This is a genomic window from Pseudoalteromonas sp. NZS11 (assembly GCF_015864765.1).
GTDB classification, from domain to species: Bacteria; Pseudomonadota; Gammaproteobacteria; order Enterobacterales; family Alteromonadaceae; genus Pseudoalteromonas; species Pseudoalteromonas arctica.
Window position 1 is genome coordinate 697817 of the sequence record NZ_JADYWP010000001.1, and the last position, 23573, is coordinate 721389.

The 23573-nt window shown below is 38.2% G+C and carries 22 protein-coding genes; 12 read left to right on the forward strand and 10 right to left on the reverse strand.

The window, feature by feature from the left end; genetic code table 11:
• Positions 1–323: 323 nt before the first annotated feature.
• On the forward strand, positions 324–929 hold the full coding sequence (locus I6E82_RS03080) for a peroxiredoxin (RefSeq protein ID WP_007378637.1): 606 nt from the start codon (positions 324–326) through the stop codon (positions 927–929).
• Positions 930–988: 59 nt separating this feature from the next.
• Here the strand turns inward: I6E82_RS03080 and I6E82_RS03085 are convergent, their stop codons facing one another.
• On the reverse strand, positions 989–3580 hold the full coding sequence (locus I6E82_RS03085) for a TonB-dependent receptor (protein ID WP_197116686.1): 2592 nt from the start codon (positions 3578–3580) through the stop codon (positions 989–991).
• 745 nt (positions 3581–4325) lie between these two features.
• Positions 4326–4805: an SsrA-binding protein SmpB gene (smpB, locus tag I6E82_RS03090; protein ID WP_197116688.1), complete on the reverse strand. Its 480-nt coding sequence runs from the start codon at positions 4803–4805 to the stop codon at positions 4326–4328.
• A 147-nt stretch (positions 4806–4952) separates the two neighbouring features.
• Between smpB and I6E82_RS03095 the strand changes: the two genes are divergently transcribed.
• Both I6E82_RS03095 and I6E82_RS03100 read left to right on the forward strand, forming a co-directional pair.
• Positions 4953–5393, forward strand: coding sequence for a type II toxin-antitoxin system RatA family toxin (locus tag I6E82_RS03095; RefSeq protein WP_007584120.1), 441 nt, complete (start codon positions 4953–4955; stop codon positions 5391–5393).
• Positions 5390–5713, forward strand: a complete 324-nt coding sequence (locus I6E82_RS03100) for an RnfH family protein (protein ID WP_007584122.1) — start codon at positions 5390–5392, stop codon at positions 5711–5713. The genes I6E82_RS03095 and I6E82_RS03100 overlap by 4 nt, the downstream gene beginning before the upstream one ends.
• A gap of 133 nt (positions 5714–5846) precedes the next feature.
• On the opposite strand, the gene I6E82_RS03105 is transcribed toward I6E82_RS03100, so the two are convergent.
• Complete coding sequence (locus tag I6E82_RS03105) at positions 5847–6206, reverse strand: outer membrane protein assembly factor BamE (protein ID WP_004335706.1); 360 nt, start codon at positions 6204–6206, stop codon at positions 5847–5849.
• 107 nt (positions 6207–6313) lie between these two features.
• Here I6E82_RS03105 and I6E82_RS03110 point away from each other — a divergent pair, with 107 nt between their 5' ends.
• Positions 6314–6643 carry a GIY-YIG nuclease family protein gene (locus I6E82_RS03110; protein WP_007584123.1) on the forward strand — a complete coding sequence of 110 codons (330 nt, stop codon included), beginning with the start codon at positions 6314–6316 and terminating at the stop codon, positions 6641–6643.
• A gap of 88 nt (positions 6644–6731) precedes the next feature.
• Here the strand turns inward: I6E82_RS03110 and I6E82_RS03115 are convergent, their stop codons facing one another.
• Both I6E82_RS03115 and ilvC read right to left on the reverse strand, forming a co-directional pair.
• Positions 6732–8651: a methyl-accepting chemotaxis protein gene (locus tag I6E82_RS03115; RefSeq protein ID WP_197116690.1), complete on the reverse strand. Its 1920-nt coding sequence runs from the start codon at positions 8649–8651 to the stop codon at positions 6732–6734.
• Positions 8652–8843: 192 nt separating this feature from the next.
• Positions 8844–10316, reverse strand: coding sequence for a ketol-acid reductoisomerase (ilvC, locus tag I6E82_RS03120; RefSeq protein WP_121955330.1), 1473 nt, complete (start codon positions 10314–10316; stop codon positions 8844–8846).
• Positions 10317–10454: 138 nt separating this feature from the next.
• On the opposite strand from ilvC, the gene ilvY reads away from it, so the two are divergent.
• From ilvY to I6E82_RS03150, 6 genes are all read left to right on the forward strand, one after another.
• Entirely contained in the window at positions 10455–11360 is a 906-nt protein-coding gene (gene ilvY / locus I6E82_RS03125; RefSeq protein WP_007584128.1) for an HTH-type transcriptional activator IlvY, read from the forward strand.
• 116 nt (positions 11361–11476) lie between these two features.
• Positions 11477–12523 carry a GGDEF domain-containing protein gene (locus I6E82_RS03130; protein WP_024589919.1) on the forward strand — a complete coding sequence of 349 codons (1047 nt, stop codon included), beginning with the start codon at positions 11477–11479 and terminating at the stop codon, positions 12521–12523.
• Positions 12524–12970: 447 nt separating this feature from the next.
• A complete protein-coding gene (locus I6E82_RS03135; RefSeq protein ID WP_197116692.1) occupies positions 12971–13783 on the forward strand; it encodes a MipA/OmpV family protein in 813 nt (270 codons plus the stop codon).
• A 1-nt stretch (position 13784) separates the two neighbouring features.
• On the forward strand, positions 13785–14165 hold the full coding sequence (locus I6E82_RS03140; protein WP_197116694.1) for a DUF3019 domain-containing protein: 381 nt from the start codon (positions 13785–13787) through the stop codon (positions 14163–14165).
• Positions 14166–14179: 14 nt separating this feature from the next.
• Positions 14180–14872, forward strand: coding sequence for a response regulator (locus I6E82_RS03145; RefSeq protein ID WP_007584133.1), 693 nt, complete (start codon positions 14180–14182; stop codon positions 14870–14872).
• A 25-nt stretch (positions 14873–14897) separates the two neighbouring features.
• Complete coding sequence (locus I6E82_RS03150) at positions 14898–16145, forward strand: ATP-binding protein (protein ID WP_165721597.1); 1248 nt, start codon at positions 14898–14900, stop codon at positions 16143–16145.
• Positions 16146–16233: 88 nt separating this feature from the next.
• On the opposite strand, the gene I6E82_RS03155 is transcribed toward I6E82_RS03150, so the two are convergent.
• Positions 16234–16458, reverse strand: coding sequence for a DUF3820 family protein (locus I6E82_RS03155; protein WP_101216204.1), 225 nt, complete (start codon positions 16456–16458; stop codon positions 16234–16236).
• 350 nt (positions 16459–16808) lie between these two features.
• Positions 16809–18383 (reverse strand): cation:proton antiporter family protein, encoded by a 1575-nt coding sequence (locus I6E82_RS03160; RefSeq protein ID WP_007586608.1) that lies wholly within the window; start codon positions 18381–18383, stop codon positions 16809–16811.
• 265 nt (positions 18384–18648) lie between these two features.
• Between I6E82_RS03160 and I6E82_RS03165 the strand changes: the two genes are divergently transcribed.
• A complete protein-coding gene (locus tag I6E82_RS03165) occupies positions 18649–19392 on the forward strand; it encodes a sporulation protein (protein WP_007586609.1) in 744 nt (247 codons plus the stop codon).
• Between the two features lie 74 nt (positions 19393–19466).
• A complete protein-coding gene (locus I6E82_RS03170; protein WP_197116696.1) occupies positions 19467–19916 on the forward strand; it encodes a GNAT family N-acetyltransferase in 450 nt (149 codons plus the stop codon).
• Between the two features lie 79 nt (positions 19917–19995).
• Here the strand turns inward: I6E82_RS03170 and I6E82_RS03175 are convergent, their stop codons facing one another.
• The 3 genes from I6E82_RS03175 to I6E82_RS03185 all read right to left on the reverse strand — a co-directional run bounded on the left by I6E82_RS03175 (position 19996) and on the right by I6E82_RS03185 (position 23572).
• Entirely contained in the window at positions 19996–21351 is a 1356-nt protein-coding gene (locus I6E82_RS03175; protein WP_197100934.1) for a sodium-dependent transporter, read from the reverse strand.
• A 204-nt stretch (positions 21352–21555) separates the two neighbouring features.
• Complete coding sequence (locus I6E82_RS03180) at positions 21556–22848, reverse strand: sensor histidine kinase (protein ID WP_007586613.1); 1293 nt, start codon at positions 22846–22848, stop codon at positions 21556–21558.
• Between the two features lie 19 nt (positions 22849–22867).
• On the reverse strand, positions 22868–23572 hold the full coding sequence (locus I6E82_RS03185) for a response regulator transcription factor (RefSeq protein WP_101216200.1): 705 nt from the start codon (positions 23570–23572) through the stop codon (positions 22868–22870).
• Between the last annotated feature and the right edge of the window lies 1 nt (position 23573).

The following is a 23573-nucleotide window of genomic DNA, read 5'->3' on the forward strand; positions in this document are numbered from 1 at the left end:
GTAAAAATTAATACCGCATTATATGAATTTTTAAACAATTTAATGTATTAAGCTTTCTTCAGTAACGTCAAAAGTTCTATCTAATTACAACGCAATTTACACTTCAAAATAGACCTATTATTCAAGCAGATTAGTGCAAGTTGTAAGTGTTCGTTATTTTCGATTGCTCACATCGTTAAATGCGATTGTTCTTTTGTAGTGAATAACTTTAGAATGCCAATTAATTATATGTGTGCGCTATTGGTTTTTAATTTTTAGCGCCCATATAAGTACCAGCATTGCGAAAGCAATTGAAAACAAACTCAAAATATTTGGAGAATAAAATGGGTGTATTAGTAGGCCGCCAGGCACCAGACTTTACCGCTGCAGCTGTTCTTGGTAACGGTGAAATTGTAGATAGCTATAACCTTCATGAAACAATTAAAGGTAAAAAAGCAGTTATCTTCTTTTACCCACTAGATTTCACGTTTGTATGTCCTTCTGAACTTATTGCATTTGATAAGCGTTTTGAAGAGTTTCAAAAGCGTGGCGTAGAAGTAATTGGTGTTTCTATCGATTCACAATTCTCACATAATGCATGGCGTAACACTGCTGTTGCAGACGGCGGTATTGGTAAAGTTCAATACGCACTAGTTGCAGATGTTAAACACGAAATTTGTAAAGCGTATGACGTTGAGCATCCAGAAGCGGGTGTTGCATTTCGTGGTTCATTCTTAATCGACGAAGAAGGCAATGTACGTCACCAAGTAGTGAACGATTTACCACTAGGTCGTAACATCGACGAAATGCTTCGCATGGTTGACGCGCTAGCGTTCCACACTGAGCACGGTGAAGTATGTCCTGCTGGTTGGACTGAAGGTAAAAAAGGTATGGACGCAAGCCCTGAAGGCGTTGCTAAGTTCTTATCTGAAAACGAAGGCGAGCTATAATTTAGCCCTTAGTTTTAAATAAAAAAACCGCCAATTGGCGGTTTTTTTGTGTCTTTTATTTAGAAAGAAAAGCTTACTTTAGTGTACAAGTAGCGGCCACGAGGATTATGCACAGCTGATGCATAACCGTATAAATCGCCATCGCCATCACCAATTGCAAATGGTGGCTCTTCATCAAATAAGTTATTAACACCTAAAGATATTTTAGCTGATTCAGTAATACGGTACGACGTTTGTAAATCAACAAGCGTTTGCGAGTCAATCATACGTGAAGTATTGCTATCAAAGTCTAAATTGCCATCAAAGTCGATATCAGGCGTATCTTCAAATTCGCCTACATAACTGATATTTACATTGGTGTTAAACTCACCAATTTCCCAGTTGGTTGAGAAAATAAAGCGATGCTCTGGGTAGCCATATTCACCCGTGTAATCACGACCATCTTTTTCAAACTTATCTTGATATGCCCACTCTAAATTAAATTTAAGTAAACCTAAGTCATCAAGAGAGTGGTTATAGTTTGCTGAAACATCAACACCAGACACTTCTTGCGATGATAAATTTTTAAATGTGCTGTGTATTTTTTGTATTGTGCCTAAGCTTGCTCCGCCTGTAGGAGCTAAACGAACACATACGGTACTATTTTGGTTACCACATTCTGCAGCATAAATAGGACCAAATTCTTCTTCATCGATTTTATTATCTTGAGTAATGCTCCATACATCAACACTTAAACCAAACTCAGCTGTTGGTGCCCAGATAACGCCCACGTTCCATGATTCTGACTCTTCTGCTTGTAAATCAGGGTTACCAGAGAACTCAATGTTGTAATCAAGTGCTTGGCAATCTAATCCTGTTTGTTCACAGCGCTGTGTATCAACAAAAAATTGGCTTTTTTGTGATGGACCTAAGCCTATTTGCGCTAACGAAGGCGCTCTAAAGCCTTGCGCCCAAGAACCACGAACCGTTACTTCATCAGTCGGTGCCCAGCGCAGAGCTATTTTTGGATTTGTTGTTGTACCAAAGTCGCTATAATCATCGTAACGACCGGCTAATTGTAGTTCGAGGTTTTCAGCAAGTGGGATTGAGAACTCAACATATGCAGCGTATTGTTCACGATCAGCAGAAGCTGATACTGATTCAGTACCAAATATTAAGCCACGTTGAAATTGATCATCAGGGATATCATTTACATCTTCTTCACGGTACTCAATACCGGCGGCCATCATTACAGCTTCGCCACCAAAACTAAACGCTTCACCTGTAATGTTAGCGTCAAAAGAGGTCATATGAGACTCACCGCGACGCACTAAGCTAGTTGTGATTCTGTCAATTACAGCTGGGTCGTTATATGTGCCACCGAATGGATTATAGTTACCGGCATCAATTTCTTGTTGTAAGAAATCGGTGCGTACCCAGCCTTGTGTACGATCGCCTGTTTGTAGTGATTTACTGCGACCTTTTTGTACCGCTGTCTCCCAGCTCCAATCGTTTATTTCGCCTTTTAACCCTGCAACAAAGCGTAAGGTGTCTGACTCAATGTCCCATTGGCGAGCGCCTGCATCTACTGTACGGTAACGACCAATTTGAATGTCTTCACCAAATGGATTGTTTGGGTGATTAGCGGGTACCGTAAGGCCTGCATCTTCATCAAGTGGTGTTGGTGCACCTGCAGCGACAGAGCTGTTATGCTGAACAGCCATTTCTAAAAAGCCAGTAATGCCGTTATCAAAGCGGTATTCAAATTGTGAAATAGCGCCTACACGCTCAGATGCAGGGGCAATGAAGCCGTACGGGCCGTAATCAAATAAACAGCTACCACTTGAAGTTGCATTTTCAGCAGGACAGTCAGGGTCGATTGTTTTAACGCCATCCACATAAAAGTAGCCTGGGAAACCACGAGATGAACGGAAATCTTCACCACCATAAGGTGCTTGGTTTGCAGTGCCAAGGCTGCCCATTTCATCAGAAGAAAGAGATGTGTTTTTAAAGTAATCGATAATAACAGATGCACTACTTTTTTCGCTTGTTGTACCCCAAACTAGGCTTGCTGTTGTTTCTTCATAATTTGGACCATCTGTACCGCCATAGCCTAGGTTAATCTCAACACCATCAATATCTTTCTTTAAGATAACGTTAACTACACCCGCTACTGCATCTGAGCCATAGATAGCTGAAGCGCCATCTTTTAGTATGTCGATACGCTCAATAGCAGAAACAGGAATACTGTTAATATCTACAAATGAGTTGGTGATACCTTCAGCAAAGGCACTAATTGATACACGGCGACCATTAATTAATACCAGTGTTGCATCGGCTCCTAAGCCACGTAAGCTTACTGCAGCTGAACCGTTAGCGGTTGAATCTTGGTTGTTACCACGAGTAGAGAAAGTACCGCTACCTGCTACAGGCATTCTTTCTAGAAGTTGCTGTAAATTATCGTAACCCATGTTTTCGATTTCAGCTCTACCGATTGATTGTACCGGAGAAGGTCCTTCAATATCAGTTCGCTTAATACGAGAACCAGTAACCTGAATTCGCTCTACTTTTTTAGCTTCTTCTGCTGCGTAGGCTGTTGTTGTAAAACCTGCTGATAATGCGAGTGTTGCGCCCACAATAATGCTTGGTGTAAATGCAGTTGATTGCTTCATCCTTAAGTCCTTGTTGATATATTATAAAATTATTTGCTTAACAAGCGCGGGTATTAATATCATGTAACTTAAGTGTTAGCAATTAGCTTAATTTGTGATTTAAGTATTAGTTTCAATGCTTTTTTGTGGGTTTTATGACCTTATTTATACTTTGTTTTCTAGGTGAAACTAAGCGTGAGTAGGACATAGGGTTAATAATTGTTATATAGCTAGATGAAGCCATGTGTGGAATAGCTAATGATAGAAATAATTTGTAATAATTTATTTCTATAAATTAAAACTTATGTTTGTTTTTATACTTTTAATTTATTCAATTATGTAATACCAATTCGCAGTAATACTTAATCAATTTGAGGGGTTAAAGTTGATGCTAAAGGCATTGAAATTTTCTGATTTACGACTGCTAGATACAGGAGGTGGGGTAATGCAGGAGTAATTGCTGATAATGGCTAAGTAATACCAACCTGCATAAATCTTTGATCAATTTAACGAATTAAATTGCACTATAACGTCGTTAAAAATTTTTATTTAGAACAACTAGATATAAAAATTTTTGCCTAGTTCTAGCGTAATTTTCTTAACGTTAAATAGACCCCATATATAAGCAGATTGGTATAACAAGTTTTGTCTTGTTATCGACACGATTTTCTTATTTCAAAGTAGATTATTTAATTAAGAGAATTGGTATTATTTGAGCTTTTATATAGGTGAAATTAAAAACGCCTAATAAATTAGGCGTTTTTAATTATGCTTTATGCTTCATTAAGCGTTCTTTTTCACGCGACCAGTCTTTATCTTTACCGTCTTCGCGTTTGTCGTGTAATTTCTTACCTTTTGCCAAATGAAACTCAAGTTTTACCCAGCATTTTTTCCAGTACATCGCTGTAGCTATTAAAGAATAACCATCGCGCTCTGTTGCACCGAATAAACGGTCAAGCTCGCGTCTGCATAATAGCAATTTACGATAACGTAGCGGGTCGCAAATTACGTGGGTCGATGCACTTATAAGTGGCTGAATTTGACTGCCAAGTAAAAATGCTTCGCCGTTTTTAAGATGAATATAAGTTTCTGTGATATTTACTTTACCAGCTCGGATACTTTTAACTTCCCAGCCTTGTAGTTCAACACCCGCTTCAAACTTATCGTGTAAAAAATACTCATGTCGCGCTTTTTTGTTTAGCGCGATGGTATTACTTGTCGATTTTGATGAATTTTTCTTAGCCATAGTGCCCTATAATATACGTAATGTGAGATGTTTTACATCGATTTTTTTAATAATGCTTTTAAAAATTTAGCTTTAATTTAAGCAGCATGAAAATTTGGGGAAACGCGCAAAGCTTGCTAAAATTCGCCCACACAGTTGGGAGTGAGTATGCCACAAATAGAAAAAAGTGCGCTGGTTATGTACAGCACTAAAGAGATGTTTGATCTAGTTAATGATGTAGAAGCTTATTCACAGTTTTTACCAAATTGCTCAGACTCAAAAATTGTTTCACAGCACGATAATAACATGACCGCGAGTTTAGAAATATCTAAGGCGGGTATAAAAAAGTGGTTTACCACCGAAAACACCTTTGTTGATGAACAAACCGTGTTACTGCGCCTTGTTGATGGTCCGTTTAAGACGTTAAAAGGGCGCTGGCATTTTCAAGAGCTCGACGCCAAAGCATGTAAGGTTCATTTGCACCTAGAGTTTGAATTTTCAAGTAAGTTAATAGAGCTTGCCTTTGGAAAGATTTTTAACGATGTAGCAAAAAATATGGTGAGTGCATTTACTCAACGTGCAAAACAGGTTTATGGAGCGCGAGTATGATTAATGTTGAAGTGGTCTTTGCATTACCGACCACGGCCACGTGTTTATCAATTGAAGTGCCACAAGGGACTACAGTCGAGCAAGCTGTTATTCAGTCAGGTATTATAGAAAAGTGCCCAGAAATAGATGCCACATCGCTAACGTTAGGTGTGTGGAATCGAACTGTAAAAGCTAACTATGAATTAAAAGACGGTGACCGTATAGAAATATACCGTCCATTAATTGCAGATCCTAAAGATGCCCGCAGAAAACGTGCAGAAAAAGCAAAAGAAGAGGGGCGTGCAAATAAAATAACGGGTGGTCGCCCACTCGAGAAGTAATACCAATCGGCATAAACTTCGAACAATTTAACAGATTAAATCACACGCTAACGTCGTTTAAAATGGTAAAAGCTTTTTAAGTAAACCAATAAAAAAGGTGAGCCATGCTCACCTTTTTTACTACCTGAGACGTTTATTGCTCTAGCGGTGTAGTAAAGTTTTCAGGTTGGTCATAATCACCTGAGATTGAAACTAACTTTTCATTTTCAAAGTTAATTACTAACTCTTTATTTTGTTCGTTTTTACGGCCTTTATTAAAGCTGTAAATATAGCGCCAAGTATTGTTATCAAAGGCGTCCTCGGCAATAGGTCTACCTAATACATAAACAACTTGCTCTCGGGTCATATTTACACGAAGTTTTTCAACATCCGATTGCTCTAAAAAGTTGCCTTGTGGAATGTTAATTCGGTATACCCAGCTAGAGCAACCTGCTGCTGAGCTAAGTGTTAAAGCGACGATAAGCCAAAGAGAAAAAGTTTTTAACGACTGCATTGTTAGTTGTGATCCTTATTTTTTATAATCTGCATGATACCGATTAGTCACTGAAGGTAAAACCCTTTTAAGCAATTGTTTTATGTTAAGGGCATTAAGGTAATGTTTTGACCACTGATAATGAAAAAAGTTTACAGCATATTGAAACGAATATTTTAAAAACTGAGTCTACTTGGTTTTTATATATAGTTGAAACACGATTTGGTCATTGGTACACAGGGATCACGACTAATGTTGAAAAACGCTTTGCAACTCATCAAGCTGGTAAAGGGGCTAAAAACCTTAGAGGAAAAGGGCCTCTTTTACTTATCCATCAACAACAAGTAGGTAATAAAAGTGAAGCAAGTAAGCTTGAGTATCAATTAAAAAAGCTCCCTAGAGCTAAAAAGGAAGCGTATGTTTCAGCATTTAATACTGGCGATAGCAAAAGTACTTAGTTTGTGTAAATTAAGCATATTCGTTATGAGCAAAAACTATCTTCGAATATAGTTTTTGCTCATAGCTGGCGTGTAATATTAGAGCTGCTTAGCGATGCTTTTCAAAGGTAGCTACAAGCGCATCAAGTGTTTGTGCACTGTTGGCTAAGTCGCGAATCGCTTGCTCTGTATTGATTTGTTCGCTCATTGCTTTATCGCTAATTTCGCTAATTTGCTCAATATTACGACTTACATCGGCAACCACATTACTTTGCTGCTCAGTTGCAGTCGCTATAAGCGTAGCCATATCGTTTATTTGATTTGCTGTTTCGGTTATCGTATCAAGTAATTCAACAGAGCTTTGCATTGCACCAACGCTTTGCTGAGCTTTATCTTTCGATTGGCTAATATCATTAACTACATCATCAGATATTTTTGTAAGCTCTTCAATCATAGATTGAATTTCGGTGGTTGATTGCGATGTACGGTTTGCCAGTGCACGTACTTCATCAGCAACAACAGCAAAGCCGCGTCCGTGTTCACCTGCGCGAGCAGATTCAATTGCAGCATTTAAAGCAAGTAGATTAGTTTGATCCGATATGCCTCTAATTGAGTCAACAATACTTGCAATATCAACCGTTTTTTTAGAAAGCAAAGTAACTTGCTCTGTTATGCCATCAATATCGCTGGCAAGGGCTGATATAGTTGCTTGGCTTTGGAGTACTTGTTTGTGACTTTGAATGGTGTTTTCGCGGCTGTTATCGGTTAACTTAGCTGTATTTGCTGCGCTTTGCGCTATTTCTTGTACTGTAGCGCCCATTTCGTTGATTGCTGCTGCGACAGATATTGTTTGTTCTTTTTGGTTGTCTATTGCTTGGGAGTTCCGTTTTGCTTGTTCAAATACATGATCAGAGCTTTTCCTAATATCGTGACTTTCGCTGGCAACTTGAGTAATCGCTGTTTCTATTTTATTTATAAACTGGTTAAAGCCGTTACTTAGATTGTTAAGCTCTGGTTGGCTCGATTCTGGTAAGCGGTACGCTAAATTTGCATCGCCTGAGCCTAGGCGTGAAAATAACTCAGCCATTTTAGAAAGTGGAGATGAAAGTGAGCGAGCAAGCAAATAACTGATTAAACTCGCAACCAATGCTGTAATTACCGTAAAAGTAAATATTTGCCATTGCAGGGTGTTTACGCTTGCGAAAACTTCACTTTTTGGCACTTGGGCTACCACATATAAATCGGTGTTTTTAATAGGCATAGCAGCTACAAGTGTCGGTTCGCCATTTAAATTAATTTCTTCTAGTGCAAAGCCATTACTATTAAATAGTTGGCTGTGGATATTTGCAGTATATAAATCATCAATGTTTGCTTTAGCTACTTTACTTGCATCTTTATGAAGCTGAATCAATCCACTTTTATCTGCAATGAATACAAAGCCTGTTTGCTCAATTTTAAATTGCTGTAATAGCTTTTGCATATCAGTGATGCTTTTTGCAAGACCAGCTAAACCAGTACCATTAGCTTGCTGATGATTTACAAACATTTTCACATCATTGGCTGACTCTTGATAAATACTGATAGAGTAAGGTTGTTTTGATTGCTTAAAAGCAAAGAACCAGCCATCGGCTGCATCGTTTTTTAACACACGCAAAAACCCATTCTGGTTCCAGTACTGTGCAGTGTCTCTATTTGCCCAAGATGCTGTGGCTAAATCGTATTGCTGGGCAACGCGATTTAATTCTTTTAATAGTAATGTATCGTTTTGGTTGTTTGATTGAGCCCATTGTAAAATAAATTCGTTTGATGATAGTTGCTGAGCAGCACCGAGTAACTCGTTGATTTCACCGCCTATGTGATTGCTGATTGTTTGCAGTTTACTAGGGAGCTCTGACTCAATCATACGTCGCTCAATAATATCCTCTGAGCTGTGTAGGGAAGTCAAACCAATCAGTGCGGCTACGCATATAGCAATAACACTGCCTAAAGCTGTGATTTTTTGAGTGATCGAAAGATTTTGTATCGTCATGATATTAATTAATTTTACAACTAAATAGAAAAACATATTAGCACATTATTTATTTGGAACTAAATATTGGCTAAGCAGAATAGGCAAAGATACACCAGATTGATTAAAGTTTTATTAACAGGCATAAAAAAGCCCACATGCAAAAAGCATACGGGCTTGGTTTCTAACAAGCGAAACATTTATTGTTTAGGGTTAAACAATCTTTTTCATTGCTGACATGTAGCCACGTAATTTAGCACCTACTTTCTCAACTGGGTGTTCGCGCAATGCAGCGTTAATTTGAATTAATGTTTGGTTATCAACTTGGTTACTGTGCTCGCCAAGGCCTTTACCGATAATGTCTGTATCAACGTTTTTCATAAAATCAGCAAGTAATGGTAAACATGCATGGTTATATAAATAACAGCCGTATTCTGCAGTATCAGAGATAGTACGGTTCATTTCAAAAAGCTTTTTACGCGCAATAGTATTGGCGATTAATGGCGTTTCGTGTAATGACTCGTAGTAAGCTGACTCTTCGATAATGCCTGCTGCTGTCATGGTTTCAAATGCAAGTTCAACACCTGCTTTAACCATTGCTACCATTAAAATACCGTTATCAAAAAATTCTTGTTCAGAGATTTCTACATCGCCAGCAGGGGTCTTTTCAAAGTTAGTTTCTGCTGTTTCTGCGCGCCATTTAAGTAAGTTTACGTCATCGTTATTCCAGTCTTCCATCATAGTGCGTGAGAAAGTGCCGTCGATGATGTCATCTTGATGCTTATTATAAAGCGGGCGCATAATTAGTTTTAGCTCTTCACTTAGTTCAAACGCTTTTACTTTTGCTGGGTTTGAAAGGCGGTCAAGCATGTTAGTAACGCCGCCGTACTTAAGTGCTTCGGTAATTACTTCCCAGCCGTATTGAATTAGTTTTGATGCATAACCCGCATCAACGCCTTTTTCTATCATTTTATCAAAACATAAAATAGAGCCAGTTTGTAACATGCCACATAAAATGGTTTGCTCGCCCATTAGGTCAGACTTAACCTCAGCAATAAATGATGATTTAAGTACACCTGCGCGATGTCCGCCAGTACCCGCTGCATACGCTTTAGCTTGTGCTAAACCAAGACCTTGAGGGTCATTTTCTGGGTGAACTGCGATCAGAGTTGGTACACCAAAACCGCGTTTGTATTCTTCACGTACTTCAGAACCAGGACACTTAGGCGCAACCATGATTACAGTAATGTCTTCACGTACTTGCATGCCTTCTTCAACGATATTAAAACCATGAGAGTAAGCAAGTGTAGAGTCTTTTTTCATAAGTGGCATAATTGCACTTACTACAGCGGTATGTTGTTTATCTGGCGTTAAGTTAAGTACTACGTCAGCGGTAGGAATTAATTCTTCATAAGTACCAACAGTAAAACCGTTTTCAGATGCATTTAAAAATGATTGGCGACGCTCAGAAATAGCTGAAGCGCGTAATGTGTAAGAAACATCTAAACCAGAGTCACGTAAGTTTAAGCCTTGGTTTAAACCTTGTGCGCCACAGCCTACAATAACTAGTTTTTTACCTTTAAGTGCGTCAACGCCATCGGCAAATTCGCCTGCGTCCATAAATTCACATTGCGCTAATTGCGCTAATTGCTCGCGTAAAGGTAAGGTATTGAAATAATTCGCCATTGTTAGTGTCCTATAAAGTCATGTTTGTTAGATGCGCAAGATTTATTGCGCTTACAAACACCATATGTAAAATCGTTGCTTGCGTAAAATGATATATTTGAATTAAAGTGTTTCATAATATGAAATACTGGGTTTGGCATGGATCATAAACATTTAAACTACTTTTTAGCACTGGCTAAAACACTTCATTTTGGACGCGCAAGCGAGCTTTGTCATATAAGCGCACCCACTTTAAGCCGCAATATAAAACACTTGGAAGAAGAGGTAGGTGTTGCATTATTTGTACGCGATAACCGCAGTGTTAAATTAACGCGTGAGGGTGAGTCGTTTATTGATTACGCCACAGCAACGCTTGCTAATTGGCAGCGTTTTAAAACGAATGTGAAAGACCCACAACAACATATTTACGGCAAAGTAAGTATCTATTGCTCGGTTACTGCATCTTATAGTTTTTTACATCAAATATTAGAGCAGCTTCGTGCGCAGCATCAGTATATAGAAATAACATTAAATACAGGCGACCCTGCACTTGCTATAAACCGTGTGTTAGATGGGCACGAGCTAATGGCTATTGCAGCTAAGCCAAATAAGTTACCGGCGCAAATTGCTTTTGTAGATATAGGGCATTCTCCACTTTTATTAATTGGACCAAAAATTCAATGCCCGATCACACAAAAACTAACGCAGAATGGTGATGACATTAATTGGTCTGATTTAGAATTTATTGTGCCAGAACAAGGTTTTTCTCGCCAAAGGTTAGAACACTGGTGGCGCAAAAATAATATTCACGGGAAAATTTACGCACAAGTTGCTGGGCACGAAGCAATGGTATCTATGGTGAGCTTAGGATTAGGTGTCGCAATGGTCCCTAAAATAGTGCTAGATAACAGCCCGCTGCAAGATAAAGTACAAATACTAACACCAAAAATGCAAGCGCCTGATGGGTTTGATATTGGTTTGGCAGTATTAAGGAAAGAGTTAAATGACCCTGCAATCAGTGCTTTGTGGAATATTGCGCAAACTTTAGATGCAAAAGCGATTTAATGCGCGCAGAGAATAAGCAAGTTAGTTAAATAGTATGAATATAGGTTGCGTATAAGTTTACTATTACTTAACATTGAGCGCTAATAATAAAAACAATGACGCTTGAGAGTTTATTTATGAACCACGCCGTATCACTTGCTCATTCTGCTCAATGCCTAAAAAAGGCGATTCCTTTGATGGTAAAATACCGAATGCCGGTTACACCCATCAACTATGCAATTTGGTACTGTTATATTCAAGGAAACAAACCTTCATTAAATGCTGAGTTAGACCATGTTATTGCTCTGCAACAAACATGTTCACAAGACAAAGCAAAAGAAATTTTTGATAAACATTTAACGCAAGACGATCTCGTTTTTTTTCAAGAAATGACTGAAAAATTTCATACAACTATGGAGCAAGTTCAGCAAGATATAAGCACAACGCTTGATCACTCTAAAAGCTTTACGACGAGTTTAGTTGACTCACAAAATGAATTAAATATGCTTGTTGATGTAAACTCTTACAATGAGATACTAGGTTGTGTTGAGCGTTTAACCGACGATTCTATTGCAATGCAAGATTATGCTCGGGAGTTTCAGACTAAATTAGCCGTTGCCTACAATGAAATAAAAGATTTAAAAGAAGCACTCAATATTTCAAAGGAAGCAGCCGATACCGACACGCTTACGGGTTTTTATAATCGAGGTAAGTTTGATTCTGATATTGTAAACTTTTGCCTCGAATACTCAGAGCAAGCGCAAGAAGACTCTCTTGCCGTACTCATTATGTTTGATATTGATCATTTTAAGCGCTTTAACGATGATTTTGGCCATCAAAAGGGTGATGAAGTGCTTAGGCTAGTTGCTAAAAAAGTGAGAGAGAATACAACTGAAGCTGCAAATGTGTATAGATATGGTGGCGAGGAGTTTTGTATAACAGCCTACTTTGACACTATTAACGATATAATAGCATTTGCAGATTGTATTCGTTTAGCAATAGCAAAATTGGCGATTCGTAAAAAGCATGATGCAACTGCAAAACGTGCTATTTCAGCAAGTTTTGGCTTAGCAATTTTACGACCATTTACAAATAGTTCTGTTTTAGTTGAGCGTGCAGATAGAGCCTTATACATTGCCAAAACACATGGACGAAATCGTATAGAAATAGCCCCTGATATTTAATAAGTACCAGAGGTTTTTGATTTATTTGGGTTAAAGCCGCTCAATTCAGGGCGATTTAATCCAACTTCAGTTTTGGTAAATAAGCAGGTAAAACCCAATAGAGCTGTAGCGAGTTAGCTCTTAGTAATTTTTTATTTGAATAATTGCATTTGCTACGTAGTGCCTCATTTTCAAAGTATCTTAAAGTACTATTAGTCAAAAACTACACAAGCAACTCAAAGTACAATCCTTAGACACAACTACCTTGAAAGATAAATAGTCCGAAAAGCATAAAGTTAACATTTTTGTATACAAATTGTGAATAATTGTAACCAGCTAGAGCTAGTTTAAAAAGACCTTGCTAGTATGGGGAACTCACTTATTTTGATACTTTGATTTACGCTGATGCGGTATGCCTTCTCATTATTAACAGCTCTATGTTTTAGCACTTTGTTTGTTTGCCTTTCGGTGCAAGCAACACAGGCAAGCAAGCATGCTGACGATTATACAGAGCAAGATATAACAACCGATCGTCTGCATTTGAGTTTAAGCGTGGGGGCTGGAGTTATAACCAACCCTTTGCATGGTGGAGATAATATTCCGCTCGTGCTTATTCCTCAAGTTGCGTTTTATGCAGAGCAATGGTTTTTTGATAATGGCCGTCTTGGTTATTCATTTTTGCAAACCCCTAAGCATCACTTTAATCTAGTTGGTGAACTCAACTCTGAGTCTCGCTTTTTTATAGACTGGCACCCTAAAAATGTATTTACACTACAAAGCAGTGCTCTCAACAATCAGTTCGTAATGCAAGATGAAGCCTCGTCCTCTCGCTATGTTGATATTGATAATTTACATAAACGGCAAATTGCACTGGATGCGGGTATTGCATATCACTATGTAAATGAAGACCATGTTTTTTCGGTTCAGGCTCTGCATGATATAACCGATGTTTATCGAGGTTTACGCGCAGCATTACAGTGGCAGTATCATACTGTGCTAGGAAAGCTCAAAATAAAGCCAACACTTGGAATAAACTATAAATCTGCGGAACTAAATAGCTATTTTTATGGACTTAATGAGGGTGAAACTCAATTTGGCAAAATAGACGTTGGTAGTAGTTGGCAACCTTATGCTAAAATCGATGCCCGTTGGCCTCTGAGTAAGGCTGACTCTCTTCGTTTTCATGTAGCATATTACGACTATTCGGCTATGGATGGCAGTCCGCTCTTCGAACGTACTTATTCAATGACTGCATTTATAGGATTCGATCGTACTTTTTAATATGAAGTATTTAATATTAGTTGTCTTTATTACCACTTTTTTTAGTGGTTTTAGTGTGGCACAAACCCCTTTTTTTAGCGTTTCTCCAAAAGTCTGCGTTGTCTCTGAACAGCAGGGTTTTTGCGATCTTGATTTACAATTTAAATGGCAATTAAACGCCTACAGTGATGTCTGTTTGTATCAGCAAGAGCAACGGCTTCAATGCTGGGAGCAACAACTTTCTGGGCAATTTAATTATAAAGCGCGTGTTCAGGTGGAGACCATATACTCCTTAATCAATCCTCATACGGGTGTGTTAATAGCAAAAACACAGGTTGAAGTACAAAGCGCCCATGCTAAAAAAAATAGGCGTAGGCTTCGCTCTCCGTGGAGCTTTTTTTAATTTAGGAGCAACTAATGCCAAAAATTTTACTTGTTGAAGATGATCTCGGTTTACAACAACTAACAAAAGATTACCTTGAACATAATGGCCTTGAAGTCGAAGTATTAGACCGTGGTGACGAAGTGTTTAATTACTTAGAAAACAATACACCCGATTTAATGATTTTAGACGTTATGCTGCCAGGTAAAGATGGCTTTAGCGTTTGCCGCCAAGTAAGAGATAAATTTACTCTACCAATTTTAATGTTGACTGCTAAAGGTGAAGATTTCGACCAAGTACTTGGCTTAGAGCTTGGCGCTGATGATTATGTAATAAAACCAGCAGAGCCACGTGTATTACTAGCGCGAATTAATGCATTACTGCGTCGTGGACAACCCATGGTAAAATCAAGCGAAGAGCTCCAGTTTGGTGATTTAGTCATTGATAAAACAAGTCGTATTGTAAAACTAAGTGATTCGGAGATTGTATTAACTTCGCACGAGTTTGAGTTACTATGGCTATTAGCGTCAAATGCGGGTGAAGTACTAAGTCGAGAACATGTGCACCAGCATATGATTGGCCGCCAATACGATGGACTTGATAGAACTGTGGATGTACGCGTATCACGAATTCGTAAAAAATTAGGCGACAACAGCGATAAGCCGTATCGTATAAAAACTGTATGGGGACAAGGCTACTTATTTGTTTCTGATGCATGGGATCTTTAGAACTATTTAAGGTTAGTCGGCTTTAATGGGAAAACTGTTTACCAGCTTATATTTATATATCATCGTTTCTTTGTTTGTAGTAAGCGGTGTTATAGAGCAATTGTGGCCTTACGAAGAGTCGCAACAACAGGTCTTCTTAGATGATGAGTTTGGGCAATCACTCTGGTTGCTCTCACAAACTCCAAATGGTCTTAAAAAATTAAAGCACAACTTTGAAAGTAAAGTGATTGAACGACGTGATTTAATACTCCCTCAAAAACAACAATCGCAGCTCAACCAAAACCACTACTTATACTTATACGATAAGCAACAACGCATTGTTTGGTATGTAGATCTCGGTAATGATTCATTACTTCAAGTAGGACCGGTAGGTGTATTAACGCAGGAATCATCTTCTGTTTGGCCGTATTTATTACTACTTATTATTGTAGGTATACCTGTTGGGCTGTGGAGCTTTTTACTATGGCGCGACTTTGCAAAGCTACGTAAAGCGTGTGAAGCGGTAGAGGGTTTGCAAGACTTTCAACTAAATGACTCTTCTAAGTCTTTCTTTTTACCTATTACTGATACATTAAAGGTAATGCAGCAACGTATTGAGTTTTTACTTAGTGCGCAGCAAGAACTTACCTCATCGGTGTCGCATGAGTTTAGAACACCACTAGCACGTTTAAAGTTTGCAATTGTAATGCTGCAAGAACAAATGCTTGACGAAAAAGGTGAGAAATACTTAATAAACATGCAAACAGACATTAGCGAGCTTGAGTCACTAGTTTCTGAAATGCTCGAATACGCGCGATTAGACTCTCAACAACCTAGTTTACAGCCAATAAACTGTGACTTAGCTGGGCTGGTAAAAACAACTGTTGAAAAGCTAAACTTTGAAGCCCGAACAACGCTCTCCGTAAACCTCCCTGAGCATTTAAATTATTACTGTGATAGTCACTTTATGGCGCGAGTATTTCAAAATTTAATTGGCAATGCGCTCAAATATACCCATAAACAAGTCAAAATTACATTGCTACAAGAGACAAAATACATCGTATTGATTGTTGAAGATGATGGGGAGGGGATAGCTCCCGCTGAGCGAGAAAATGTATTTAAACCTTTTACTCGACTAGATAAAAGTAGAGGCAAGGATACCGGTGGTTTTGGTTTAGGACTCGCTATAGTTGCTAAAATTGTGTCGTGGCACCAAGGAGAGTGTAAAGCAGAAAGCTCAAGCTTAGGTGGTGCTAAATTTATTGTATATTTACCCCTCAAATTTAAGACATAAAAAAAGCGCCTAAAGGCGCTTTTTTTGCGGTTAAAAACCAAAATCAACAAGTAGCAATATAATAGACCGCAGGTGCTTAAAAAAGTTCTCAACTATTTTTATTTTTTTCAAGTAATGGCATTAACATTTGCTCAAGGCCATTTAGTTTTACCTCATACATCATCGCAAGTTGACTACCTAGTTTTGAGTCAGGAAACCCTTGCTGATTAAACCAGACTAAATAAGGCTCTGGGAGTAACAACAATGGCCGTCCTGCATATTTTCCAAACGGCATTGTAGTATTTATCGCTATTTTTAGTTGTTTTGGATCCATAAAAACTACTTATGTATTTAAAGTATGCGTAAGTGTAAGGGATTTTAGAGATATAAAATAGGCTGTGACGGGCAAGAAACAGCCTATTTTGCGAGGGAGTAGGCCCTCTGATTTAATAATTTTATGTTGATTGATATAAACCTAGTTGAACTTTAATTAGCTGGGATCTAATTAAGTTATTATTAGAACATGGGTTCTTATTTAACCAACACAGTTAGTCTACCTGTTTTTCATTGTTGTGGTGAATTGGCTTGTAAAGGAATGTAAATAGAATTGCTTTTTATTTAAAAACTAATAACAAAGCCTTAACTGATTAAGGCCTTGTTATTTATAGACGTTATAAAAAGTAATTATTCGTTAAATAGCTCTTGTTTAACGTGCTCTGCAAAACCACTACCGGCTTCTAGGTAAAAGTTATAAGTAGAATGAACACCCATTTCTTCTAGTTCTTTTTGTTGATCAGGGTAGTTTGCAATAGCTGTTACTTGGCCTTTATAACCAGAGGCTTGTAGCTGCTCTAGAGCAAAGATATTTTGCATATGCTTTGGCATCGCAAGCATAACCATTTCTACTTGTGAGTGATTTACTCGTTGCCAAAAGTCAGGGTCGGTTGCATCAGCAATTAAGACGTTGCGGCCTCTGTTAACGTGCTTATCTACCACCTCAGGTTTTATATCTATACCTGCAACAACATTTGGGTGAGTCGCGTTGATAGTCTCATAAGCACCAGTACCAATACGTCCCATACCAAAAATGACTATTCTAGTATCGTTAAGGTTAACAGGTAGCTCTTCAGCTAAACGAGTTTTGCTTTCGAACTTTAATAACCAGTGCTCAATTTTGACGTACAACTCGTTTGAACGTTTATTTAATGGGGAGGCAATTATAAAGGTAATAGAAACAGCAATTGCCATTACAGCTAGCCATTCAGAGGTGATCATGCCTGTAGTTGCAGCCACTGCACATACAATTAAACCAAACTCACTGTAGTTAGATAAGCTAAAAGCAGTAAGTAATGATGTACGCGCGCGTAGTTTAAATATATTAGTGAACACATAATAAAGCGCTATTTTAACGGGTAATACTAAAATAAGTATAATAGCAACAATCAAGGAGTTAGTGGTTAGCTCTGCGCTCAAACCAATACTTAAGAAGAAGCCAACTAGCAATATGTCCTTTAAATTAAGCAGGGATTTTGATAGCTCGCCTGCTTTTTTGTGAGGGGCAAACATCATTCCTATTATTAGTGCACCTAAATCGCCTTTTAGGCCTGCAAATTCAAATGCATGATAACCAGCAACTAGAGCAAAGAAAAAACCAAACAATGGTAATAGTTCACCATGTTTAGATCGGTTCAATACGCCATACATTACAGGTCGTAATAAAGGCAAAGCAATTATTAGTGCAATTGCCCATAAATTTGGGACTTTGCCGGTGCTAATAGCTAAAAAGATAACAGCAAAGATATCTTGCATTACCAATATACCAATGGCTATTTTACCGTGTAAGCTTGCCATTTCTCCGCGTTCTTCAAGCACTTTTACTGCAAATACAGTACTTGAAAAGCTAAGCGCAAACCCAACTAATAAAGCACTTTGCCAACTTAAATCAACAAATAGTGGAATAGCGAATACGCCAAGTAACAGCATAAAACCACTAAATAACGCACTGCTAAAAATGATATGCAATGTTGCAGGTGCCCAAACTTGAGGTTTAATTAAACTGTTAACTTTAAGTTTCAAGCCAATACTAAAAAGAAGAAGGGTAACGCCAAGGGCTGCAATTGTATCGAGCAACTCTGTACTTTTATAACCCGATAAATTTAAAGCAAAGCCTGCTAATAAAAATCCAATAAGAGGAGGTAGTTTTAATTGATAAACGGCAAAACCACAAACAAACGCGGCAGCAAAATAGATTAGTTCCATAATTCTTAATATCACTTCATTTGGTATTGCAGTGTAACGAAAAATTTATGCCATTGAAAATATAATAGACCTAAAAATGAACGCGTCTAATCAATTACTTGCCTTGCTGCGTATGAAAAATGCGCATTAAACACTTATTTAATCGTAAATAGTATGTAAATAACATTTTTTCACTGACATTAGCTTTTAAATATGGTTAAGATGCGATAACGAAGAAGTTTAAGCCGGAGCAAATAATAGAGCAGCTCAGCTTAAGGAGAGAGATATGTTTAAAAAGATTTTAGCGTCGGTAGGTATTGGTGCTGCAAAAGTAGACACTATTTTAGAAACTGAACACCTACAACCAGGTCAACTTTTTAACGCACAAATAGTTATCACAGCAGGGGATGTTAGCCAAGATATCGCAGGCTTAGATTTATTATTAATGACTCGTGTTAAAGTTGCGGGTGATGATGGCGATTATTTTACTAATCATGTAATTGAGCAATGGCGAATTACAGATATTGGTACAATTGAGCCAGGCGAAGTTAAAAATATCCCTTTTGAAGCACGTCTTCATTCTGAAACACCTATTACAGAAATTAATGCAGGTTATAATCAATCGCATGTATGGCTAGAAACAGGCCTAGATATAGACTTAGCACTTGACCCAACAGATAAAGACCATTTACACATTTACCCTAATGAAGCGGTTAAAACGTGTATGCAAGCGATGGAAAAGTTAGGTTTTAGTTTAATGAAAGCTGACGTAGAAAAAGGCCACTTACGGGCTTCAACTTTTCAGTCATTATCTGGGTGTTACCAAGAACTTGAGTATAAGCCTAATAGCCGCAGCTTATTTGGCATTCAGGAGATTGAATTATCGTTTGTACCAGAGGCACATAAAACACATGTGCTTATAGAGCTAGACAGAGCCTTTAAAGGCGATGGTTATGTAGATTTGACCATAGAGCACGATCATGTGAATCTATCGCAGTTGTGTGATCAGCTAGAGCGCTTATTTACTTAGTATAAGCTAACTAAGCTAGCGAGTGATTTTAATAAACCCAGCCTAAGCTGGGTTTTTTGCTTATAGGATTTAATATGCAGTTTAAATGTGAGCAGTTTGACGCTCTTGATACACAGACTCTTTTTACTATTATGCGTGGGCGGGTTGATGTGTTTGTTGTAGAACAAAAATGTCCTTACCCTGAACTTGATGATGTAGATATTGCTTTAAATACACAGCATTTATATACATTGGATAATGGGCAACTACAAACTTATGCGCGTTGTTATGACAAAAGTGAGCAATACAGCGCAATAGGTCGCGTGCTAGTAAGTGAAAGAGCGCGTGGCAATGGGTATGCTACTTTACTTATTACTGAAGCTATAGACTGCTGCAAAGCACAATGGCCTGAGCGAGATATTTATATAGGTGCACAAACTTACTTGCTTGATTTTTACCGCTCTTTTGGCTTTGAGGATTATAAAAGTGAATATTTAGAAGACGGTATACCTCATCAAGATATGATTTTAAAACTCGCTAAATAAATCCAATTTAAGCAGCTATAAAAAAGCCCACTAATGTGGGCTATTTTAATTTAAGACTATTTTAAGGTTAAGGTATTATTTAGCTCAAGAGTGAGTGTAAAAACACCATACCAATAGCAAGTGGACACACAAACTTGGTATACCAAGGCCATATTTTCCAAAACAATGTGTTATGGACCTCAGGATTACCTTCTTTAATTGCTTTAAGTAATGAGCCTCTGTACCAAATCCAGCCTACAAATATACAACACATCAGGCCAAGCAAAGGTTGAGCTACTTTTGTAGTTAAAGTAATCACTAAGCCAAATAAGCTGCTAAGGTTACACACAATTATAATGCTAACGATAGCAATTAAAGCTCCAATCAACCAGGTTGCCTGAACGCGTTTCATCCCAAAGCGTTCTACAGTGTATGATACTGGCGCCTCTAACATTGAAATAGATGACGTTAAAGCGGCAATACTCATTAACGCAAAAAATGAAAAGCCCACAAATAAGCCAACTTCGCCCATTCCATCAAATAAAGCAGGGAGTACCTGAAATACTAACGTATCTTCAGAGAGTAATTTACCTGTTGAGGCCGAGAATATTTCAACGCCTTGAGCTTGCGCTACATACATAGCCGGAATAATCAGTAAACCCGCTACAAAGGCTATAAATACATCAATAAGGGTTACATAGGCACCTAAAGAAACAAGATTTTCTTTTTTGCTAATGTACGAGCCGTAAATAATCATTACGCTAGTACCTAGCGATAAAGAGAAAAAAGCTTGTCCTAGTGCGCTAACTAATAGTTTTGCGTCAAAAATAGACGAAAAATCAGGAACTAAGTAAGCCTTTAAACCTTCCATTGCGCCATCTTGGGTCATTACATAAGCAATAAGTGCAAATAAAATCCCCAAAAGAGCGGGCATTAAACGTTTTGACCATTTTTCAATACCGTTCTCAACGCCTCTACTGATAATAGCGACAGTTAGTACGATAAAGACGAGAGTGAATATAATGTTTCGGGTAAGTGATTGCTCACTTAGCCATGTCGATGCTGTGTCGGCACCGACAAGAGTAGCTATGGGTTCAGCTGTAGCGCTGAGCATCCAACCAGCAACAATGGCGTAAAAACTTAATATAAAGCCAGCACATAAAATACCGCCAAAACCAACAATAAAGGCAAAGTGTTTTTGCCATGGCTTATTAGATATTTTTTGAAGTGATGAAACCGCATTTGCTTGGCCATGACGACCAATCATCAGTTCAGCCATTAAAGCGGGGTAGGCTAAAAAGAACGCAAGCACTAAATATGCGACTAAAAATGCAGCACCGCCATTACTTGCTGTTTGTGTAGGGAATCCCCAAATATTGCCCAAACCAACGGCAGAACCCGCGGCGGCCATAATAAAACCAAAGCGAGAGCTGAACTCGCCTCTAACTGCGCTCATATTATTGTACTTCTCTATTGTGTGACGGCGGTGACAATCTACTGGAAATGTTAAAAAATAAAAAGTGCTTATTTGCTGATCTAGCACAATTTAATAAGTAAAGTGTGTGTTATAACCATCGATTTTAATTGTTGTTATCGAGTCGTTTAAAATAACGAGTTGATTTTGTTTAATAATTGTTAATTACAGTCTGTAACTATTGCTTTACGAATTATGATGCTGTGCAATAGTGAGAGTAAAACACGCACCACCTAGCTGGGTACTTTTACTTACTTTAACACTGCCATGATGCCAGTCGGCTACTTTTTCAACAATAGCTAGACCAAGGCCGTAACTTTTATCAGCTCTGTTACGGTGATCTTCTTCCCTAAAAAATGGGCTAAATACATTACTAAAATTTTCTCGAGCGATACCCGGGCCGTCATCTTCTACTGTTATTATAAGCTGTTGCTCGTGTAACTTTGCGCTTAAGTAAATATGTTGGCTTGCAAAATCACATGCGTTAGTTAATAAATTAGTAATTGCGCGAGCAAGCCAGTGAAGATCTGCATTTATTATTTTATCGGTACTATTGAGTTGTACGTTGAGCATTTGCATTTCAAGTTTTGGTGCAAGTTGCACTAAAATATCTTCAAGGTAGGACTTAATGTTTGTTGATGAATAGGTCAGCTTATTAGCATTTTGCTCTAAAGTAGCAAATGCTAAATAGCTACTAAGCATCGATTCCATATGGTCTAAATCATTTTCCATACGGGTTAAATACTGTTTTACTTTTTGCTCATCATGGCTATCTAATGCCGCATCTAAACCAAATCGCAGGCACGCGATAGGGGTGCGTATATCATGAGATAAACTTGAGGCCATTAGTTTATTTTCAGCGACAAGCTTCTCTATTTGGCTGGCCATGCGGTTAAAGGTAAGCTCTACGTCTTTTATGTAAGTAAAATGCGATACTTTTATTCGGGCTTGAACATTACCTGAGGCAAACTTTTTAGCGGCTTCATTTAACACGGTTAATCGTTTAGCTAAGGGCGCAATAATAAACCCCATAAATACACATAGGCCTGCGTAAAAGAGTAAGGTTAATATAATGTCGTTATGTTGCTCGCTATCAAAAATTTTATCTAAACGCATTGATAAGTGAAAAGGATTTAAAACAGCGCTGCTATAAAGCATATAAAAGCCTTGCTGATCTTCTAAAATTAGCCCACCCGGCGTGTGCATTTGTAATAATAAAGAAGGCGGTAAAGCAAGTGATTCATTAGGTTTGTAATCAATTAAAACATCAAACTCTAGCGCCAGTTGTTTTACATAATCGCTGCGCTCAGATGTGGGTATGTTAGCTAACTGCTTGCTAAAACCCATGATCATTTTACTTTGCTGACTAAATTCATCCTGTGGGGTATGCGCTTGTTGACTAAAAGCATCAATAAGCCAGCCCAATACCACAATAGATAAAAGTGCACTGCCTAAAAGCGATATATAAAACTTTTTCATTTATTTATTCATCACTTTATTACCACGCAGTAGAAACAAGTAAATATCCACGGCCCCAAATAGTTTTAATTTTTTCAGGGTTTTGTGGATCATCATTAAACTTTTTACGAAGTGCAGAAATAAGTACATCAACACTTCTATCAAGCCCATCGTATTCTCTGCCTTTGGTTGCTTTAAATACAGCGTCACGCGAGACCACTTGGCCTGCATTGCTCGCAAGGTAATGAAGCAGTAAATACTCAGCACTTGATATGTTTACGTCTTGCTTGTTGAGTTTTACATTTCTAGATTCGGTATCAATACTAAGCGCACCAACATTAATAACACTCTCGTTAACGTGTGGGGTATTTGGCTCATTATTTTGGCGAAGGGCTGCTTTTATACGCGCTAGCAATGCACGAGGGCGCACAGGTTTCATTATGTAGTCGCTTGCACCTACTTCTAGACCAATGACCTCATCCATTTCTTCATCGCGTGCGGTGAGCATTATAATGGGCGAATTATAAAAACTACGAAGTTCTCTACACACGCTTATACCATCTTGTCCTGGAAGCATAATATCAAGAAGCACGATATTTGGATTTAACGTTTTGACTTGGCTAATTACTTCGTCACCTCTGTGACAAACATGCGTTGTGTAGCCTTGCTCTGTTAAATATTCAGCAACCCATTGAGCAAGTGATACATCGTCTTCAACGAGTAAAATAGTGCCATAGTTATCCATG

Excerpts from the sequence above, each read along its gene's own strand:
- I6E82_RS03080 (WP_007378637.1), top strand. The coding sequence starts at position 324 with ATGGGTGTATTAGTAGGCCGCCAGGCACCAGACTTTACCGCTGCAGCT.
- I6E82_RS03085 (WP_197116686.1), bottom strand. The coding sequence starts at position 3,580 with ATGAAGCAATCAACTGCATTTACACCAAGCATTATTGTGGGCGCAACA.
- smpB (WP_197116688.1), bottom strand. The coding sequence starts at position 4,805 with ATGGCTAAGAAAAATTCATCAAAATCGACAAGTAATACCATCGCGCTA.
- I6E82_RS03095 (WP_007584120.1), top strand. The coding sequence starts at position 4,953 with ATGCCACAAATAGAAAAAAGTGCGCTGGTTATGTACAGCACTAAAGAG.
- I6E82_RS03100 (WP_007584122.1), top strand. The coding sequence starts at position 5,390 with ATGATTAATGTTGAAGTGGTCTTTGCATTACCGACCACGGCCACGTGT.
- I6E82_RS03105 (WP_004335706.1), bottom strand. The coding sequence starts at position 6,206 with ATGCAGTCGTTAAAAACTTTTTCTCTTTGGCTTATCGTCGCTTTAACA.
- I6E82_RS03115 (WP_197116690.1), bottom strand. The coding sequence starts at position 8,651 with ATGACGATACAAAATCTTTCGATCACTCAAAAAATCACAGCTTTAGGC.
- ilvC (WP_121955330.1), bottom strand. The coding sequence starts at position 10,316 with ATGGCGAATTATTTCAATACCTTACCTTTACGCGAGCAATTAGCGCAA.
- ilvY (WP_007584128.1), top strand. The coding sequence starts at position 10,455 with ATGGATCATAAACATTTAAACTACTTTTTAGCACTGGCTAAAACACTT.
- I6E82_RS03130 (WP_024589919.1), top strand. The coding sequence starts at position 11,477 with ATGAACCACGCCGTATCACTTGCTCATTCTGCTCAATGCCTAAAAAAG.
- I6E82_RS03140 (WP_197116694.1), top strand. The coding sequence starts at position 13,785 with ATGAAGTATTTAATATTAGTTGTCTTTATTACCACTTTTTTTAGTGGT.
- I6E82_RS03145 (WP_007584133.1), top strand. The coding sequence starts at position 14,180 with ATGCCAAAAATTTTACTTGTTGAAGATGATCTCGGTTTACAACAACTA.
- I6E82_RS03150 (WP_165721597.1), top strand. The coding sequence starts at position 14,898 with ATGGGAAAACTGTTTACCAGCTTATATTTATATATCATCGTTTCTTTG.
- I6E82_RS03155 (WP_101216204.1), bottom strand. The coding sequence starts at position 16,458 with ATGGATCCAAAACAACTAAAAATAGCGATAAATACTACAATGCCGTTT.
- I6E82_RS03160 (WP_007586608.1), bottom strand. The coding sequence starts at position 18,383 with ATGGAACTAATCTATTTTGCTGCCGCGTTTGTTTGTGGTTTTGCCGTT.
- I6E82_RS03165 (WP_007586609.1), top strand. The coding sequence starts at position 18,649 with ATGTTTAAAAAGATTTTAGCGTCGGTAGGTATTGGTGCTGCAAAAGTA.
- I6E82_RS03170 (WP_197116696.1), top strand. The coding sequence starts at position 19,467 with ATGCAGTTTAAATGTGAGCAGTTTGACGCTCTTGATACACAGACTCTT.
- I6E82_RS03175 (WP_197100934.1), bottom strand. The coding sequence starts at position 21,351 with ATGAGCGCAGTTAGAGGCGAGTTCAGCTCTCGCTTTGGTTTTATTATG.
- I6E82_RS03180 (WP_007586613.1), bottom strand. The coding sequence starts at position 22,848 with ATGAAAAAGTTTTATATATCGCTTTTAGGCAGTGCACTTTTATCTATT.
- I6E82_RS03185 (WP_101216200.1), bottom strand. The coding sequence starts at position 23,572 with ATGGATAACTATGGCACTATTTTACTCGTTGAAGACGATGTATCACTT.